We start from the raw sequence: 14,585 nt of genomic DNA, 5'->3' as shown, positions 1-14,585 counted from the left end.
GCGTATGAAGAAGGCCCATTCCGAAAGACATCGAACGCAGCGGACCGGCTGGCTGCGCGCCGCGGTGCTTGGTGCGAACGACGGCATCGTGTCAACCGCCAGTCTGATCGTGGGCGTGGCCGCCGCAGGAACGAGTTCCTCCGGCGTCCTGCTTTCCGGAATCGCCGGGCTGGTCGGCGGCGCGATGTCGATGGCCGCCGGGGAATATGTTTCGGTCAGCTCGCAAGCCGACACCGAACGTGCCGACCTGGCCCGGGAGCGACAGGAGTTGGCGACGAGTCCCGCGCAGGAACAGATGGAGCTGACGGCAATTTACGTCAAGCGTGGACTGGAGCCCGAGCTTGCCTCGCAGGTGGCCACGCAACTCATGCGGCACGATGCTTTGGGAGCGCACGCACGCGACGAGCTGGGCATTTCCGATGCCTTGGCCGCGCGACCGGTGCAGGCGGCAATGGCATCCGCTGTGACGTTTGCCACTGGGGCTGCTCTACCTCTGCTGATGGTCCTGTTCGTTCCAATGTCCTCGTTGTTGTGGGTCGCGCCTCTGGGTTCTCTGTTATGTCTCGCAGTCCTCGGTTCGGTTGCGGCGAGAGCGGGGGGCGCGCCGATTGGCCCGGCCGCGACCAGGGTCACATTCTGGGGCGCTCTGGCAATGGCCGCGACCGCGGCTGTCGGCTCACTCTTCGGGGGATGAAACCTCATCTGTCGCACCGCGCCGATTGATTAAGCCGGGACCCCGCGTCCTACCTGGCATCCAAGCACTAAGGTGGGCGCGAAGATGTCGGAAGCGCGGCTGTCGGCGGGGCCGGCGCTGGTGCACGCCAATGAAAGGCGTCGTTGCCAGGGTCATGAGCTCTCGCTTCATCACGCGAACGATCCTGGCCGCGAGGCTCTGGAGCGATTCGTTCATGAGGTATTTGCAGCGAGGCACGGCGCACGCGTGTGCTCGTTCATGCCCAGCCTGCTGGCCATGCGCAACGACGGCGGGGCGATCTGTAGCGTTGCCGGCTTCCGATGCGCCGCCGATGAAGCGCTGTTCCTCGAACGCTATCTGGACGAGCCGATAGAGCGCGCGATTGCATCCTCCTGCGGACAGCAGGTCAGTCGTTCTCAGATCGTCGAAGTCGGCAATCTTGCGGGTCTCAATTGTCGCTCGGCGATGCGCCTGGTGCTCGATCTGCCGCGCATTCTGCTGGATCGCGGCCATCGATGGATGGTGTTCACGGCGACCGACACCGTGCGCGGAATACTTGCGAGTTATCACGCTCCGTTGCTGGATCTCGCTGCGGCCACAGCGTCTCGCGCGCAGAGTACCGGCGATGAATGGGGACGCTACTACGACAGCCATCCGCGAGTGATGGTGGGTTATCTCCCCGATGGCCTGAGCTTGCGCCGTCGCCGGAGACAATGAGCATGCCGACCACGATGCTCGACAGGTTGAGCGCGATCGAGGGCGCGTTGCCGGCAATCGATGACGGCACGCTGCGGCTGAGCTACGCCGAGGTTCGGCAGTTCGTCGCGGATGAGCAACGCTGGCTCCAGTCGATGAGAGTACGTCGATGCGCTCTGCTCGCCGAGAATGGCGCTCCTTGGATTCTGAGCGACCTCGCGCTGCTGGCATGCGAGGCGTTGAATGTGCCATTGCCGCCATCTTTCAGCCGCGAACAAGTGGCGCATGTGTTCGAGGATGCGGGTATCGAGTGGCTACTCACCGATGCGCCCGAGCGACTGACACGGGATCACCCGACATTTGCGTATGTCGCCACCTCGCCTCGAACCGGGCTGACATTGCTACGACGAGAGCAATGTTTCATCCAGACCGCGCCATCGACCGGCATCAGCAAAGTGACCTACACCTCGGGGAGCACCGGTGCGCCCAAAGGCGTATGCCTGAGACAAAGCACCGTTGAATCCGTCACCGGTTCGCTGGTCGCGGCAACCGCGGGGCTGGGCGTGCGAACACACCTGTGCTTGCTGCCGCTCGCGACGTTGCTCGAAAACATCGCTGGCGTGTATGTGCCGCTCACGATGGGCGCGAAGGTGGTGGTGCCTCCCGGCCACACGATGGGGGTCGGCTATGCCGGCCTGAAAGTGCCGCTGCTGTTGCGGGCCATCGATGCAGCGACGCCCGAAAGCCTGATTCTCGTGCCGGAGCTGCTGCGCGTTCTGCTTCACGCTGTCAGAGCCGGCTGGCGAGCGCCGGCATCTTTGAAGTTCATCGCTGTCGGTGGTGGCGCGGTGTCCACGGAATTGCTGCAACAGGCGCGGCGCGCCGGCCTGCCGGTGTTTCAGGGCTATGGCTTGAGTGAGTGCGCTTCGGTCGTGTGTCTCAACACGCCAGACCATGACAAGCCCGAGAGCGTCGGGCGTCCCTTGCCGCATGCGAAGGTGCGCATCGATGCGAGCGGTGAAATCTGCGTCAGCGGCGCGACGATGGCGGGTTATCTCGGTGCTCGACAGCAGCACAGCGCTGAAGTGCGCACCGGCGATCTCGGCGAGATCGATGCGGACGGCTTCGTTCACGTGCGCGGCCGTGTGAAGAACCTGTTCATCACCAGCATGGGCCGAAATATCACGCCCGAATGGGTGGAAAGCGAACTGCTGTCCGAGCCGGCGCTCGCTGTGGCAATGGTCAGCGGCGAAGCACGGGCGCACCCCGTGGCGCTGATCGTCGCCCATCCCACGGCGGATGAAAGCGCCGTCGATGAGGCCATCGCCCGAGCCAACTCACGCCTGCCCGACTATGCGCGGGTACGCAATTGGGCCGTGTTTCCTGAAGCGCCCACGCCAGCGAACGGTTTGTCGACCGCCAACGGGCGGCTGCGTCGCGCGGAGATCGCGACCAGATATCACCAACTCATCGAGTCCCTCTACGATCATGCAATCGATCACTTCTCTGAAGTTTCATGAGCAGCTCGCATCGCGGACCGCGCACGGCCGCGAGTACTTGACGAGCGCGCCCATCATTCGCCGTGCGCTCGCGGGTCAGATCCAGCGCGAGGAGTACATCGCCTTTCTGACTCAAGCCTTTCATCACGTGCGGCACACCGTGCCGTTGATGATGGCGGTGGGCTCGCGTCTGCCCGCGCGGCTCGATTGGTTGCGCAAGGAGATCATTCATTACACGGAAGAGGAGGAGGGCCACGATCAGTGGATCTTGAATGACATCGCGGCCGCGGGCGGCGACCCATCAGTGGCGCAGAGCAGTCCGCCGTCGACTGCTACCGATGCGATGGTTGCATACGCCTATGACACGGCCATGCGGCGCAATCCGGCTGGCTTCTTCGGCATGGTCTTCGTTCTGGAAGGCGCCAGTATCGCGCTGGCATGCAATGCGGCGGATCGCATTCAGGCGTCGTTGCAAGTGCCGAACAAGGCGCTGACCTATCTGCGCAGCCACGGGCAGCTGGATCAGCAACACATTCAGGATCTCTACGCGATCCTGAATCGCTTCGACGAGGATCAGGATCGCGCGGCCGTCGAGCGGTGCGCGCAAGTGATGTTTCGGTTGTATGGGAATGTCTTTCGCGAGCTGGATGAACCGTCCCTGGCAGCCACCGCGGGGAGAGCAGCATGAATCTGACAGACAAACGCATATTGATTACCGGCGCAAGCGGCGGGATCGGACGGGAGTTGGTCGTCGCGTTGCTGAATGAGGGCGCCTGGGTCCTGCTGACCGGCCGCGATCATGCGGCGCTCGCAAGCGTGGTCGAACATCACGCGGACCGCGAGCGTTCGGCAGTCTTTGCCGCCGATATCACCAGCGCGTCGGATCGGGCGAGGCTATGTGACTTCGCATCGCGGTGGGGTGGCGGCATCGACATGCTCGTCAACAACGCGGCGGTCGGCGACTTTGGTTTTCTGGCGGCACAATCTGCGGAGTCGATCGAGACTGCGATTGCCACCAACCTGACCGCTCCGATCGACTTGTGCCGTCGTCTGGTCCCGCGCCTGGAGCTGAGCGGGGAGGCGCATATCGTCAACATTGGATCGGTATTCGGCACCATCGGCTTCGCGGGCAACTGCGCTTACAGCGCTACGAAGTTCGGACTGCGCGGCTTCTCCGAAGCGCTCCGGCGCGAGCTCGCCGATACCAACATTCGCGTTCACTATTTCGCGCCCCGGGCCACGCGCACTGCCTTCAACAACGATCTGGTCAACAGTCTGAACCAAGCGCTCGGCAATGTGTCGGATGAGCCGGCGGCAGTCGCCAATCGCATCGTACAGGCACTGCGCGACGATGAGACCGAACTGGTATTCGGCACGCCGGAGAAGTTGTTCGCTCGTATCAACGCATTGTTGCCGCGTCTGGTCGACCGGGCGCTGTTGCAGAAGCTGGCCACGATCCGCGACTTCGCCAGCCGCAGCCGATCTGCGTCGATACCCTTGGCGCGGGCCACGCCCGCTTTCGTCAACAGCACAGTCCAGTCGAGGAAAGTTTCATGAGCGCTCGCATCCTTCGCGGCATCGTGCCGCTGGTCGGTCTGCTGCTCGGTGTCGCTCAGGCGCAAACGCCGTTCGACACCGAGCTCGCCCATATTCAACAGCAGTGGGCGGTGGCGAATTATCAGCTCACCTCGAAGGACGAGAAGATCAAGGCGTTCGAGGCACTGAGCTCGGAGGCACATCGATTCTCGACCGACAATCCGCAACGCGCCGAACCGTTGATCTGGGAAGGCATCGTGCTGAGCACCTATGCCGGCGCCAAGGGTGGCCTGGGTGCGCTGAGCCTGGCGAAGAAATCCCGCGCCGTGCTCGAAGCGGCGCTCAAGATCGACGACCGGGCATTGGATGGCTCGGCCTATACGAGCCTCGGCGCCCTGTACTCCAAGGTGCCCGGCTTTCCGTTGGGATTCGGCAGCGACAACAAAGCGCAGGAGCTGTTTGCCAAGGCGCTGCAGCTCAATCCCGATGGCATCGATCCGAATTATTTCTATGCCCAGTATCTTTGCGATCGCAATGAATGTCGCGACGCCTTGCGCTACCTGCAGCGCGCGGCCGGCGCGGCGCCCCGGCCGGGGCGTGAGCTCGCGGATGAGGGCCGGCATCGCGAAGTGATGGAGCTGATGGCCAAGGCGCGCTGAACGGGCCCGAACCGTGTAACTCTTCTCGATCGGGTGGCGAAACTTTTGCCGACAGGCAGGCATTGTTTCGCTACGACATCCGGTCATCGAGGTTGCACGAATGGGCACGATTCTGCTGATCATCCTGATCCTGATTCTGGTCGGCGCGCTGCCGACCTGGCCACACAGCCGCAGTTGGGGCTATGGGCCGAGCGGATTGTTGGGCGTGGTGCTGATCGTCTTGATCGTTCTGTTGTTGATGGGACGAATTTAGCAGGGAGCTCGTTTCGCGCCGGCGGCGCCAACGTCGAGTACCACGCCGCGCAGTCCGGCGCGATAGATTTCCAGTTGATAGTCGCCGTACTGAGCCATGACTCATCCCATGCGTCGTTGATGTCGTCGTGCCAGCCATTTTGCCAGCGTCGGCGCACCGGCGATGACGAAGAGCAGGCGCGTGAATTGGGATGCAAGAATCAACGGCAGCGATACGCTCGCCTGGCTCGCGATGATCACCGCGGCGTCGATGCCGCCCGGGCTCATGGCGAGATAGGCGGTCAACGGGTCCGTGCCGGGCAGCAGCAGGCCGAACAGAAGGGACAACAATCCGCACAACAGGATCATCGCCAGGATGGCGACCAGCATGGCCGGCATGACCCGCAACGAATGCACCAGCACTTCGCGTGTAAAACTCGAACCCACATAGACGCCCACGGCACAGAACGCCAGCGTTGCAAGCATCGGCGGCACGGTGATGTGAATGGCTCCCGCTGCCTGCAGCGCTGCGCCGGCGAAGGCTGGCACGAACAGCGCGGCGCTGGCTTTGCCGGAATAGATGGCGATAGCGATGCCACTCGCGGCCAGCAACAGCATTTCGAGAAATGGCATGAGCGGCGGGAGCGTGAACCACTGTGGGGGCAGATTGCCTGCCGTAGTGACCTGACTCGGCAGGCCCGGGAGTCCAACGACCTTCGCCAGCAGAATCGCGGCGATCGCAACCAGGACGATGCGCGAGTACTGCATCATCGCAACCATGCGCTTGTCCGCGCCGTATTCATCGGCAAGCAAGACCATTGCTGAAGCGGCGCCGGGCGACAGGCCCCAGATCGCCGTCGTTCCAGGCAACCAGCCGGTCCGTGTCACCAGTACGGCCAGCACCGCTGTGATAACGATGGTAGCCAGACTGAAGGCGACGAAGATCTCCCAGCTCGCAGCGATCACGTGGACGAGCTCATCGTCGAGGGCCGCCGCGATGAGACAACCCAGCACGGCCTGAGCCGCGATGATGAAGAAGCGAGGCAAGCGCGGGCGAGCGCCACTGACGGCGAGAACGATGGCCGCGACCATCGGGCCCAAGAGAAATGCCGCGGGCATTTCGGCCGCGCGCAGCAAGACGATGAACACAGACGCCAGCGCGATCAGCGCCAGCCACGTCGCCACCCGGCGCATACCGTCACTCATCGCGAATGTCACTTCGGCGCCAGCGCGACGCCATCACCCGCGAGTGGAATGGCGCCCGTCACGATGGCTGCAGTCAGCGTGATCAAGCCGATGAACACCGCCCACTTCAACGAGAATTTCTGGGCGTCGGCCACGTCGACTTTGAGCAGCCCGCAGACCAGATAAATTGGCGCGAGCAATGGGCTCAACGAGTGCACTGGTTGCCCCATCAGCGAGGCGCGGGCAATCGCCTCGGGCTCGATGCCGTACATCGCGGCGGTCTGCGCGATGACGGGCACGACACCGAAGTAATAAGCATCGTTCGACATCACGAAAGTCAGCGGCATGCTGACCAGGGCCGTGATCGGCGCGAGCAGCGGGCCGACGCTGGCGGGCACGATGGACAACGCGGCCCTGGCCATCGCATCCGTCATGCCGGTGCCGTTCAAGATGCCGGTGAAGGCGCCCGCCGCGAAGATCAGCACCACGACGTTGACGACGTTTTCGGAGTGCGCGGCCAGTCGCTGCTTTTGTTCCTTCAGATGAGGGTAGTTCACGGTGATCGCGGCGGCGAACGCGCCCATCATCAGCACCGGCAACGGAGCCAGACTCAACAGCATGCCGAGCACCAGTCCGACCGTAAGCACGAGATTGAGCCAGAACAGGCGAGGCCGGCGCGCGCTCTCATCCGTCATTGACGCGGGCAATACAGGTATTTGCGCAGGGTCGTTCTGGATGACAACAGGGCTGATCGCAAGCCTGCGTCTTTCGGCCAGGCCGAAGCGCCATGCCAGGAACAGCGTGGCCCCGAGTCCCACGCCCATCGCCGGCAGCAGCGGCAGGAACACGTCGTTGAGATCGGCATGGACCGCGGTTGCCGCTCGCGCCGACGGGCCACCCCACGGCAAATAGTTCATGAGCGAATTGCTCAACGCCAGCAGCGTGCCCAGGATCAGCGGATTCATGCCGACCCGTCGATACACGGGCAGAAACGCCGTGATGACGATCAGCGCCGTGGTCGTGCCGTCGCCGTCGAGCGAGACCAGCATGGCCAGCACCGCGGTGCCGATGCTGATCCGCAGAGGATCTTCTCCGACCACCGCCAGGACCTTGCGCACCAGCGGATCAAACAGTCCGGCATCCATTACAATGGCGAAGTACAGCACGGCGAAGCAGAGCATCAACGCGGTGGGCGTGACCTGTGCGACGCCTTCCAACATCATGTCGCCGAGCCCCTCGCCCGCGCCGGCAATGAGGCCGAACGCGATGGGCACGGCGATCAGCGCCGCGATCGCGGACAGGCGTTTGGTCATGATGAGCGTCATGAACGTGACGACCATCGCCGTGCCGAGCACGGCCGGGTGCAGCAGAGTGGCGCTCAAGGGCTAGTTTTCCTGGAGGACGTAACGACGATGGTCGGGCAGACGAATGAAAGCGCGGACGTGTTGGCCGATCCCCAGTACGCCGAGATGGCGACGCACACGGTGCTGTCCAAGCTGCGCGAATTGATCGTGACTGGAAACATCGCGCCGGACACCCGGCTGCGCGCTGAGGCGCTGGCCGAACAACTGGAGGTCTCGCGCACGCCGGTGCGCAGTGCGCTGGCGTTGCTCTCGGCCGAAGGCCTGGTGAGCTACAGCATGAATCGCGGCTACACCGTTCGCGCCGTCACCATTCGCGATGTGTTCGATTCGATCGACGTGCGAGCCGCGCTCGAAGCGCTGGCGTGTCAGCAATCGGTGGAGCGGGGCTGGAGCGACAGGGAACTGGACAAGCTCGACACCGCGGTCCGGCAATCGCGCGCCATTGTCGATAGAGGCGAGTGGTCCGAGGCCATCGAGCTCGAATGGTATGGCATCAATCGATTGTTTCATCGCTCGATTCACTTCAACACGCACAATGCTGTGCTGAGAAATTCCATCCGCATGACGCTGGTGTATCCGCTGATGGGCGACGTGGCTCGCATCTGTCCCAGCGTCGCCGCCCACGTCCCCCAGCGGGATCGACAACTCTCCGCCACGGTCCCCGATCACATCCGGGCTTCACAAACGGATCACGAGCACGTGCTCGCGGCCATTCGCGCCGGTGACGGCGAGGAGGCGGGGCGGTTGATGTCCGCGCACGTCCTGGCCACCAAGACCCGACTGCACGCCATCGCCACTTTGCGTTGAGAGATGCTCCGTCGTCGAATCCAATGTTGTCAAGAATAAAATCCAAAGAACAATAGTTTTGCATCCAAAATATTGACAGATTGAATCCTGTCGCCGTATCGTGCCCCCCATCCCGCCCCGTTCGGAGGCCCTCAGTCGCCGTACGGCTCGGACCGATCCGTTCCGAGCCGTACGGCGATTGAGGGCCTCTTACTCCGGAGCGGACTAGAACAATGACTTTTATGGGCAATCCCAGGGGGCGGTATGCGTGCAATCGGCCGAGGACTGCTGGTTTGCGGAGTGACGGGTGCGATGGTTGCGGTGGCGGGTCCGAGTCGGGCGCAGTCGACGAGCGACTCGCCGAATGCCTTGGAAGAGGTGCTGGTCACCGCCCAACGGCGTGGCGAACGCCTGCAGGACGTTCCTATTACAGTGACCGTGCTGGACGCGGAGCAGGTCCGGCAGGCTCGCGTGCAACAGATCGGCGATGTCGCCGCTCGCACGCCGGGGTTGAGTATGGATGCTTATCCGGCCTCGCAACCTCGGCTCGCCATTCGTGGCATCGGTTCCTACGATCGCGGCGCTGCCGGCGATCCCAGTGCCGCCGTGTTCCTGGATGAAATCTATCTCGGCCGACCCGCGGCCGTGGCCTTCGATGCCTTCGACGTGGAGCGCATCGAAGTATTGAAGGGACCGCAAGGCACGCTCTACGGTCGTAATGTGGTCGGCGGCGCCGTCAATGTGATCAGCCGCCGCCCCGATGTTTCCTCGTTCGATGCCGGCGCCGAATTCACTGCCGGCAATTATCAAAGACTCGATGGCGCCGGCTTCGTGAACGCACCGTTCGCCGATGGCAAGGCGGCGTTACGTGCCAGCGGCAGTTGGCGCACGCACGACGGCTACGTTCGCAACACTTTCACTGGCAACCGCGTCGAGGACCAGGACACCTCCAGTGCGCGAATCCAGTTGTTCGGCGAACCCAACGACAAGCTGCGTCTGTCGCTGGCGCTCGACGGCACTCGGGATCGCGCCACCGGGCCGGCGCAGCACGTGTTCGATCTCGACCAAGACGCCGACGAAGCGATGTTCTGGACCGTCGACCGCGACAGAGACCATACCGCGGGCTCGACGGATGGCTATCAGAACCGCGATACCTGGGGTGTGCGCGTCCAGGTGGACTACGACACTTCGTTCGCGACGCTGATCTACCTCGGGTCCTATCGCGATCTGGACTACGACGTGGCCTATGACTTCGACGGTGGCAATCCGACCACCAACTTCATCGACATCGCCGGCGGCAATATCGAGCAGAGCAGTTTCTACAGCAATGAATTCCGGATCAGCTCGCTGGCGGGCTCGCGAGTGTCGTGGGTCGCGGGTCTTTATAACTTCGGCAGCGAGACCGACCGGCTCGACACCCTGGCGTTGGATCTCGCGGGTAACGCGCTCAACGAGACCTACACGCAGCGGGCCACGCTCGACAGCTACGCTGTGTTCGGCGACGTGAGCATGCCCGTGTCCGAGCGATTCTCCATCACGGGCGGCGTGCGCTACTCGCAAGACGACAAGGACTATCGCGTCTCCAACACGGCGGGCGCCGACATCGTGCGCGCCGAGGAAAGATTCGATGTGACCGTGGGCAAGCGTTACGACGCGTTGACCTATCGAGTCGGCGCGTCGTTCACGCCGGTCGACGATCATTTGCTGTACGTGATGATTTCGCGCGGCTTCAAGAGCGGCGGCTTTCAGGACAACCCGTCCTCGGCGGCCGATGCGGCCGACGATTTCGAACCCGAGTACGCCACGCAGTACGAGCTCGGTCAGAAGAGCAGCTTCGCGGGCGGCTCGCTGGTGTGGAACAACACCGTGTTCTGGATGGACTACACCGACCTGCAGACGCGCCGCACGCTGCCCAATCTGGCCATCGTGACGGACAACGCCGGCGAGGCGACCATCAAAGGTTACGAAACCTATCTGCGCTGGCGGCCGTTCAACGGCGCGCGTCTGACGTTGAGCTATGCGTACACCGACGCGACCTTCGACAAGTTCACGCCGGAGCCCGGAGTGAACTACGCGGGCAATCGTGTATCGCGCACGCCGGAGCACAAACTCGTCGTATCGCCCGCGTATGACTGGACGTTGTCTCAGGGCGCGACACTCGGTTTCGCGGCCGACTACAGCTATGAGAGCAAGATCTTCGACGACAACTCCAATGTGGGGCCGGAGTTTCGCGAACCGACGCACTTCCTGGACGCTCGCATGGTGTACACGAGCGCCAACGACAAATGGGCAGTCTCGGTGTGGGGCAAGAATCTGACCGATGAGCTCACGCGGACCTTCCAGGCTGTGTTTCTCGGCGCCAACTTCGGTGCCTACAACCCGCCGCGCACCTACGGCGCAACTTTCTATTGGAATTATTGATGCGTATTGAGACCACAGAAACGTTTGCGGGTCCGATCCGGATACTCGTGCCCACGGGATCGCTGGGTGCGGGGGCGCGCGAGGAAGAGATTCGCTATGCCATGGCTCGCGGCATGCACGCGATTGCCACCGACGCGGGGTCGACCGATAGCGGCGCCGCGTATCTCGCGCTGGGGATCTCTAAGAACAATCGAGGCTCGGTCAAGCGGGATCTGACGGTGTTGATGAAGGCGGCGTCGGACGCGCGCATTCCCTTGATCATCGGCAGTGCCGGCCAGGCGGGCGGCGATGCCAACGTCGATTGGACCAAGGAGATCGCTCTCGAAGTCGCCGCGGAGTTGGGCATCAAGCCGCGCATCGCTATCCTTTATTCAGAGATCGACAAGGCGACGCTCAAGGCTCGCAATGCGTTGGGAAAGGTGCGTGCGTTGCCGCCGCTCGGCGCGCTGGATGACGCGACGATCGATTCCTGCGATCACATCGTCGCGGTGATGGGCGCCGAACCTTACATCGCAGCGTTGCAAGCGGGCGCGGACATCATCATCGGTGGACGCACGACCGATACTGCCGTCATCGCTTCGTACGCGCTGTGGAAAGGCGCGCCGCCCGGTCCGGCATGGCACGCCGCCAAGGTGGCCGAGTGTGGCGGTCAATGCGCAGTGAATCGTCTCGCCAGCGCGGGCGTGCTGATCAGCATCGATCGCAACGGGTTCGAGGTCGAGCCGCCGTCGCTCGAGAATCAATGCAGCCCGCACAGCGTCTCGGCCCATATGCTGTACGAGAACAGCAATCCTTTCCTGCTGACCGAGCCAGGCGGCACGCTCGACGTGACCGAGGCCGACTATACGGCCATCGATCATCGCGCCGTGCGCGTCACCGGATCGGTGTGGAAGCCGCAACCGTACACCATGAAGCTCGAAGGCGCGGGGCGCGGTCGCTACCAGACGATCATGTTGATCGGTATTCAGGATCCCGACGTGCTGACGCGCGTCGATGAGTTCCACGACAAGATGCTGGCATGGCTGTATCGGCGCACGAGGGACACCATCGGTCCGGCCGCCGGCGACTTTCATATCTCGTTGCGCATGTACGGGTGGAATGCAGTGTCGGGCGATAAGCCGCCGGCGGGCACGCCGGCACCGCGTGAGATCGGGGTGTTGTTCGTTGCCACCGCCGATACGCAGGAGATGGCCACGCAGATCGCCAAGGCGTGCAATCCCTATTTTTTTCACTTTCCCATCGAGCTCGACAAGGAGCTGCCGAGCTACGGATTCGCGTTCTCGCCGGCCGACATCGAGCGCGGCCCCGTGTACGAATTCAAATTGAATCATGTGGTCGAAGTCGACGACCCCCAGGCGCTGGTGCGCACCGAATGGCTCGATCTGTCCAGGCAGGAGCGCGCGCCATGACCACGCTCAGACAGGTTTGTCATCACATCCGTTCCAAGAACGCCGGGCCGTTCTGGGTCACCATCGATCTGTTCTTCGACGGCGACGCGAGCTTCAGGCGTTATGGCGAGTCGCCGGTGCTGGGTCCGGAGCTGTTTCAGCGCCTGTATGGCGCCGATCCGCGCCTGGTCAAACGTTATCCGGTGCCGAAGCTGCACATGGTGAAGATCTCGTACGCCCGCACCAACGTGCAAGGCGGCGAGGTCGAGCGCGACATGCATTGCGGACAACAGTTCGTGCGACTGCTGGACGTCGAGTTGGACGACAGGGCATGAGCGCGCGCAAGGTGGTCGTGACTCAGCGCTTCTTCGACGAAGCCACCATCGATTACCTTCGTCACAACGGCTGCGATGTGGTCATCGCCGAGCTGCCCGCCGGTAAGGCGGACGGCGACGTGCCGGAGTCCACGCTTCGAGACTGGTTGCAGGACGCGAAGGGTTGGATCGTCGGTCATGCGCGTGTGACTCGCGAGTTGCTCCTGGCGTTGCCGCAGTTGAAGATCGTCTCGCGCCGAGGCGTCGGTTACGAACGGGTGGATGTCGCTGCGATTCGGGATCTCGGACGGGTCGCGACGATTGCTGCCGGCGGTAACGATGCCACTGTCGCCGACCAAACCATCGGAATGATGCTCGCGTTGGGTCGACGGTTCCGCGAAGGGCAGGCGGGTATTGCTCGCGGCTCGTGGGCTATTCCGCTGGGCACGGACCTCTATCGCAAGACCGTAGGGGTCATCGGTCTCGGCCGGATCGGTCGGAGCGTCGTCAAACGTCTCGCCGCGTTCGAGTGCAAAGTGCTGGTTCACGCACCTCGTGAGGATGCGGATCTCGCTGCTCGGCTCGGCTTCGAGTATGTGGATCTCGATGCCGTGCTAGCTCAGAGCGATTACCTGACCTTGCATGCGCCACTCACGCCACAGACCCGCTTTCTGATTCGCGACGAGACGATTCGCGCGATGAAGCCGACCGCGTTCGTCATCAACACGGCGCGGGGCGGCCTGGTCGAAGATCGGCATCTGTTGAATGCGCTCCAGAACCAGCGACTGGCGGGGGCCGGCCTGGATGTGTTCATGAGCGAATCCGATTCCGGTTACCAGTCCGTGACACAGGAACTCGCGTCGCTGCCCAATGTCATAGCGCAACCGCACTCCGGCGCGTCGACCCGGGAAGGTCTGGACCGTACCAACATGATTGCCGCGCGCTGTGTCGTTGCTGTTCTGAACGGTGAGAATCCGCCGTCGGAATGTGTCGTTGCCGACGGTCGAACTACAGTTACCCGGTGAGTCGTCCATGAGTGCCAACAAGCTGTCGATTCCCAGTGTTCAGCACCGCGTGTCCGCCGAGGAGTGGCAGGCCCGAGTCGATCTCGCCGCCTGCTATCGGCTGGTCGCGCGCTTCGGCTGGAGCGATCTGGTGTTCACGCACATCACCGCGCGCGTGCCGGGCACCGACAATCAGTTCCTGATCAATCCGTACGGCATGATGTTCGACGAAGTCACCGCGTCGTCGCTGGTCAAGATCGGCGTATCCGGGGAGAAGCTCGACGACTCGCCCTTTCCGGTCAATCCCGCCGGCTTCGTCATTCACTCCGCGGTGCATTCGGCGCGTCACGACGCGAAATGCGTCCTGCATGTCCACAGTCTGAACGGAGTGGCGGTCTCCGCTCAGCGCGATGGCGTGCTGCCGATCTCGCAGCAGTCGATGTTCGTTCTGTCGAGTCTGGCGTATCACGACTACGAAGGCGTGGCGTTGAACGACGAGGAGAAGCCGCGTCTGGTCGCCGATCTGGGCGATAAGACGTTCCTCATGTTGCGCAATCATGGCTTGTTGACCGTCGGTCTGACCATCGCCGACGCCTTCCTCGCGATGTATATCTTCGAAGCGGCCTGCACCATCCAGGTTCGCGCACAGGCTGGCGGCACTCCGTTGTCACCGATCCCTGCGAAGATGATTGCGGGCGCGCAAGCGCAGGCTGCGGTGGCGACGAAATCGCTGGGCGGGTTGTTGGCCTGGCCCGGGTTGCTTCGCATGCTGGATCGCATCGATCCTTCCTACGCGACCTGACGGCGC

15 protein-coding genes are annotated in these 14,585 nt (G+C 63.1%); 13 read left to right on the top strand and 2 right to left on the bottom strand.

Annotated elements, in window-relative coordinates; translation table 11 throughout:
* Positions 1–4: 4 nt before the first annotated feature.
* The 7 genes from EKO19_RS00165 (at position 5) to EKO19_RS00135 (ending at position 5,337) form a co-directional block, all read left to right on the top strand.
* On the top strand, positions 5–694 hold the full coding sequence (locus EKO19_RS00165; RefSeq protein WP_129774398.1) for a VIT1/CCC1 transporter family protein: 690 nt from the start codon (positions 5–7) through the stop codon (positions 692–694).
* Between the two features lie 84 nt (positions 695–778).
* The gene (locus EKO19_RS00160) at positions 779–1,411 is read left to right on the top strand and encodes a thermostable hemolysin (protein ID WP_129774397.1); all 633 of its coding nucleotides are present in this window, start codon (positions 779–781) and stop codon (positions 1,409–1,411) included.
* A complete protein-coding gene (locus EKO19_RS00155) occupies positions 1,408–2,910 on the top strand; it encodes an AMP-binding protein (RefSeq protein WP_157995030.1) in 1,503 nt (500 codons plus the stop codon). The genes EKO19_RS00160 and EKO19_RS00155 overlap by 4 nt, the downstream gene beginning before the upstream one ends.
* Entirely contained in the window at positions 2,897–3,577 is a 681-nt protein-coding gene (locus EKO19_RS00150; protein WP_129775927.1) for a TenA family transcriptional regulator, read from the top strand. The genes EKO19_RS00155 and EKO19_RS00150 overlap by 14 nt, the downstream gene beginning before the upstream one ends.
* The gene (locus tag EKO19_RS00145; RefSeq protein WP_129774395.1) at positions 3,574–4,446 is read left to right on the top strand and encodes an SDR family oxidoreductase; all 873 of its coding nucleotides are present in this window, start codon (positions 3,574–3,576) and stop codon (positions 4,444–4,446) included. The genes EKO19_RS00150 and EKO19_RS00145 overlap by 4 nt, the downstream gene beginning before the upstream one ends.
* Complete coding sequence (locus EKO19_RS00140) at positions 4,443–5,084, top strand: tetratricopeptide repeat protein (RefSeq protein WP_129774394.1); 642 nt, start codon at positions 4,443–4,445, stop codon at positions 5,082–5,084. Before EKO19_RS00145 ends, EKO19_RS00140 begins: the two co-directional genes overlap by 4 nt.
* Before the next feature lie 100 nt (positions 5,085–5,184).
* Positions 5,185–5,337 (top strand): DUF3309 family protein, encoded by a 153-nt coding sequence (locus EKO19_RS00135; RefSeq protein ID WP_129774393.1) that lies wholly within the window; start codon positions 5,185–5,187, stop codon positions 5,335–5,337.
* Between the two features lie 101 nt (positions 5,338–5,438).
* On the opposite strand, the gene EKO19_RS00130 is transcribed toward EKO19_RS00135, so the two are convergent.
* Both EKO19_RS00130 and EKO19_RS00125 read right to left on the bottom strand, forming a co-directional pair.
* Positions 5,439–6,521 (bottom strand): AbrB family transcriptional regulator, encoded by a 1,083-nt coding sequence (locus EKO19_RS00130; RefSeq protein ID WP_246038801.1) that lies wholly within the window; start codon positions 6,519–6,521, stop codon positions 5,439–5,441.
* 8 nt (positions 6,522–6,529) lie between these two features.
* On the bottom strand, positions 6,530–7,840 hold the full coding sequence (locus tag EKO19_RS00125) for a CitMHS family transporter (RefSeq protein ID WP_407676630.1): 1,311 nt from the start codon (positions 7,838–7,840) through the stop codon (positions 6,530–6,532).
* Positions 7,841–7,912: 72 nt separating this feature from the next.
* Here EKO19_RS00125 and EKO19_RS00120 point away from each other — a divergent pair, with 72 nt between their 5' ends.
* The 6 genes from EKO19_RS00120 to EKO19_RS00095 all read left to right on the top strand — a co-directional run bounded on the left by EKO19_RS00120 (position 7,913) and on the right by EKO19_RS00095 (position 14,579).
* Positions 7,913–8,671: a GntR family transcriptional regulator gene (locus EKO19_RS00120; protein ID WP_129774391.1), complete on the top strand. Its 759-nt coding sequence runs from the start codon at positions 7,913–7,915 to the stop codon at positions 8,669–8,671.
* Between the two features lie 243 nt (positions 8,672–8,914).
* Positions 8,915–11,071, top strand: a complete 2,157-nt coding sequence (locus EKO19_RS00115) for a TonB-dependent receptor (protein WP_129774390.1) — start codon at positions 8,915–8,917, stop codon at positions 11,069–11,071.
* The gene (locus EKO19_RS00110; RefSeq protein WP_129774389.1) at positions 11,071–12,480 is read left to right on the top strand and encodes an acyclic terpene utilization AtuA family protein; all 1,410 of its coding nucleotides are present in this window, start codon (positions 11,071–11,073) and stop codon (positions 12,478–12,480) included. Before EKO19_RS00115 ends, EKO19_RS00110 begins: the two co-directional genes overlap by 1 nt.
* Positions 12,477–12,794 (top strand): DUF4387 domain-containing protein, encoded by a 318-nt coding sequence (locus tag EKO19_RS00105; protein ID WP_129774388.1) that lies wholly within the window; start codon positions 12,477–12,479, stop codon positions 12,792–12,794. Before EKO19_RS00110 ends, EKO19_RS00105 begins: the two co-directional genes overlap by 4 nt.
* Entirely contained in the window at positions 12,791–13,798 is a 1,008-nt protein-coding gene (locus EKO19_RS00100) for a phosphoglycerate dehydrogenase (protein WP_129774386.1), read from the top strand. Before EKO19_RS00105 ends, EKO19_RS00100 begins: the two co-directional genes overlap by 4 nt.
* Positions 13,799–13,805: 7 nt before the next feature.
* Positions 13,806–14,579 carry a class II aldolase/adducin family protein gene (locus EKO19_RS00095; RefSeq protein WP_129774384.1) on the top strand — a complete coding sequence of 258 codons (774 nt, stop codon included), beginning with the start codon at positions 13,806–13,808 and terminating at the stop codon, positions 14,577–14,579.
* Positions 14,580–14,585 lie beyond the last annotated feature (6 nt).

Source organism: Peristeroidobacter soli, assembly GCF_004138485.1.
GTDB classification, from domain to species: domain Bacteria; phylum Pseudomonadota; class Gammaproteobacteria; order Steroidobacterales; family Steroidobacteraceae; genus Steroidobacter; species Steroidobacter soli.
This window is presented reverse-complemented; position numbering and strand designations above follow the sequence as displayed.

What these genes read in the sequence shown, in the direction of transcription:
- EKO19_RS00100 (WP_129774386.1), top strand. Translation starts at nt 12,791, where the DNA reads ATGAGCGCGCGCAAGGTGGTCGTGACTCAGCGCTTCTTCGACGAAGCC.
- EKO19_RS00125 (WP_407676630.1), bottom strand. Translation starts at nt 7,840, where the DNA reads ATGGTCGTCACGTTCATGACGCTCATCATGACCAAACGCCTGTCCGCG.
- EKO19_RS00155 (WP_157995030.1), top strand. Translation starts at nt 1,408, where the DNA reads ATGAGCATGCCGACCACGATGCTCGACAGGTTGAGCGCGATCGAGGGC.
- EKO19_RS00160 (WP_129774397.1), top strand. Translation starts at nt 779, where the DNA reads ATGTCGGAAGCGCGGCTGTCGGCGGGGCCGGCGCTGGTGCACGCCAAT.
- EKO19_RS00120 (WP_129774391.1), top strand. Translation starts at nt 7,913, where the DNA reads ATGGTCGGGCAGACGAATGAAAGCGCGGACGTGTTGGCCGATCCCCAG.
- EKO19_RS00105 (WP_129774388.1), top strand. Translation starts at nt 12,477, where the DNA reads ATGACCACGCTCAGACAGGTTTGTCATCACATCCGTTCCAAGAACGCC.
- EKO19_RS00130 (WP_246038801.1), bottom strand. Translation starts at nt 6,521, where the DNA reads ATGAGTGACGGTATGCGCCGGGTGGCGACGTGGCTGGCGCTGATCGCG.
- EKO19_RS00165 (WP_129774398.1), top strand. Translation starts at nt 5, where the DNA reads ATGAAGAAGGCCCATTCCGAAAGACATCGAACGCAGCGGACCGGCTGG.
- EKO19_RS00145 (WP_129774395.1), top strand. Translation starts at nt 3,574, where the DNA reads ATGAATCTGACAGACAAACGCATATTGATTACCGGCGCAAGCGGCGGG.
- EKO19_RS00115 (WP_129774390.1), top strand. Translation starts at nt 8,915, where the DNA reads ATGCGTGCAATCGGCCGAGGACTGCTGGTTTGCGGAGTGACGGGTGCG.
- EKO19_RS00140 (WP_129774394.1), top strand. Translation starts at nt 4,443, where the DNA reads ATGAGCGCTCGCATCCTTCGCGGCATCGTGCCGCTGGTCGGTCTGCTG.
- EKO19_RS00135 (WP_129774393.1), top strand. Translation starts at nt 5,185, where the DNA reads ATGGGCACGATTCTGCTGATCATCCTGATCCTGATTCTGGTCGGCGCG.
- EKO19_RS00110 (WP_129774389.1), top strand. Translation starts at nt 11,071, where the DNA reads ATGCGTATTGAGACCACAGAAACGTTTGCGGGTCCGATCCGGATACTC.
- EKO19_RS00095 (WP_129774384.1), top strand. Translation starts at nt 13,806, where the DNA reads ATGAGTGCCAACAAGCTGTCGATTCCCAGTGTTCAGCACCGCGTGTCC.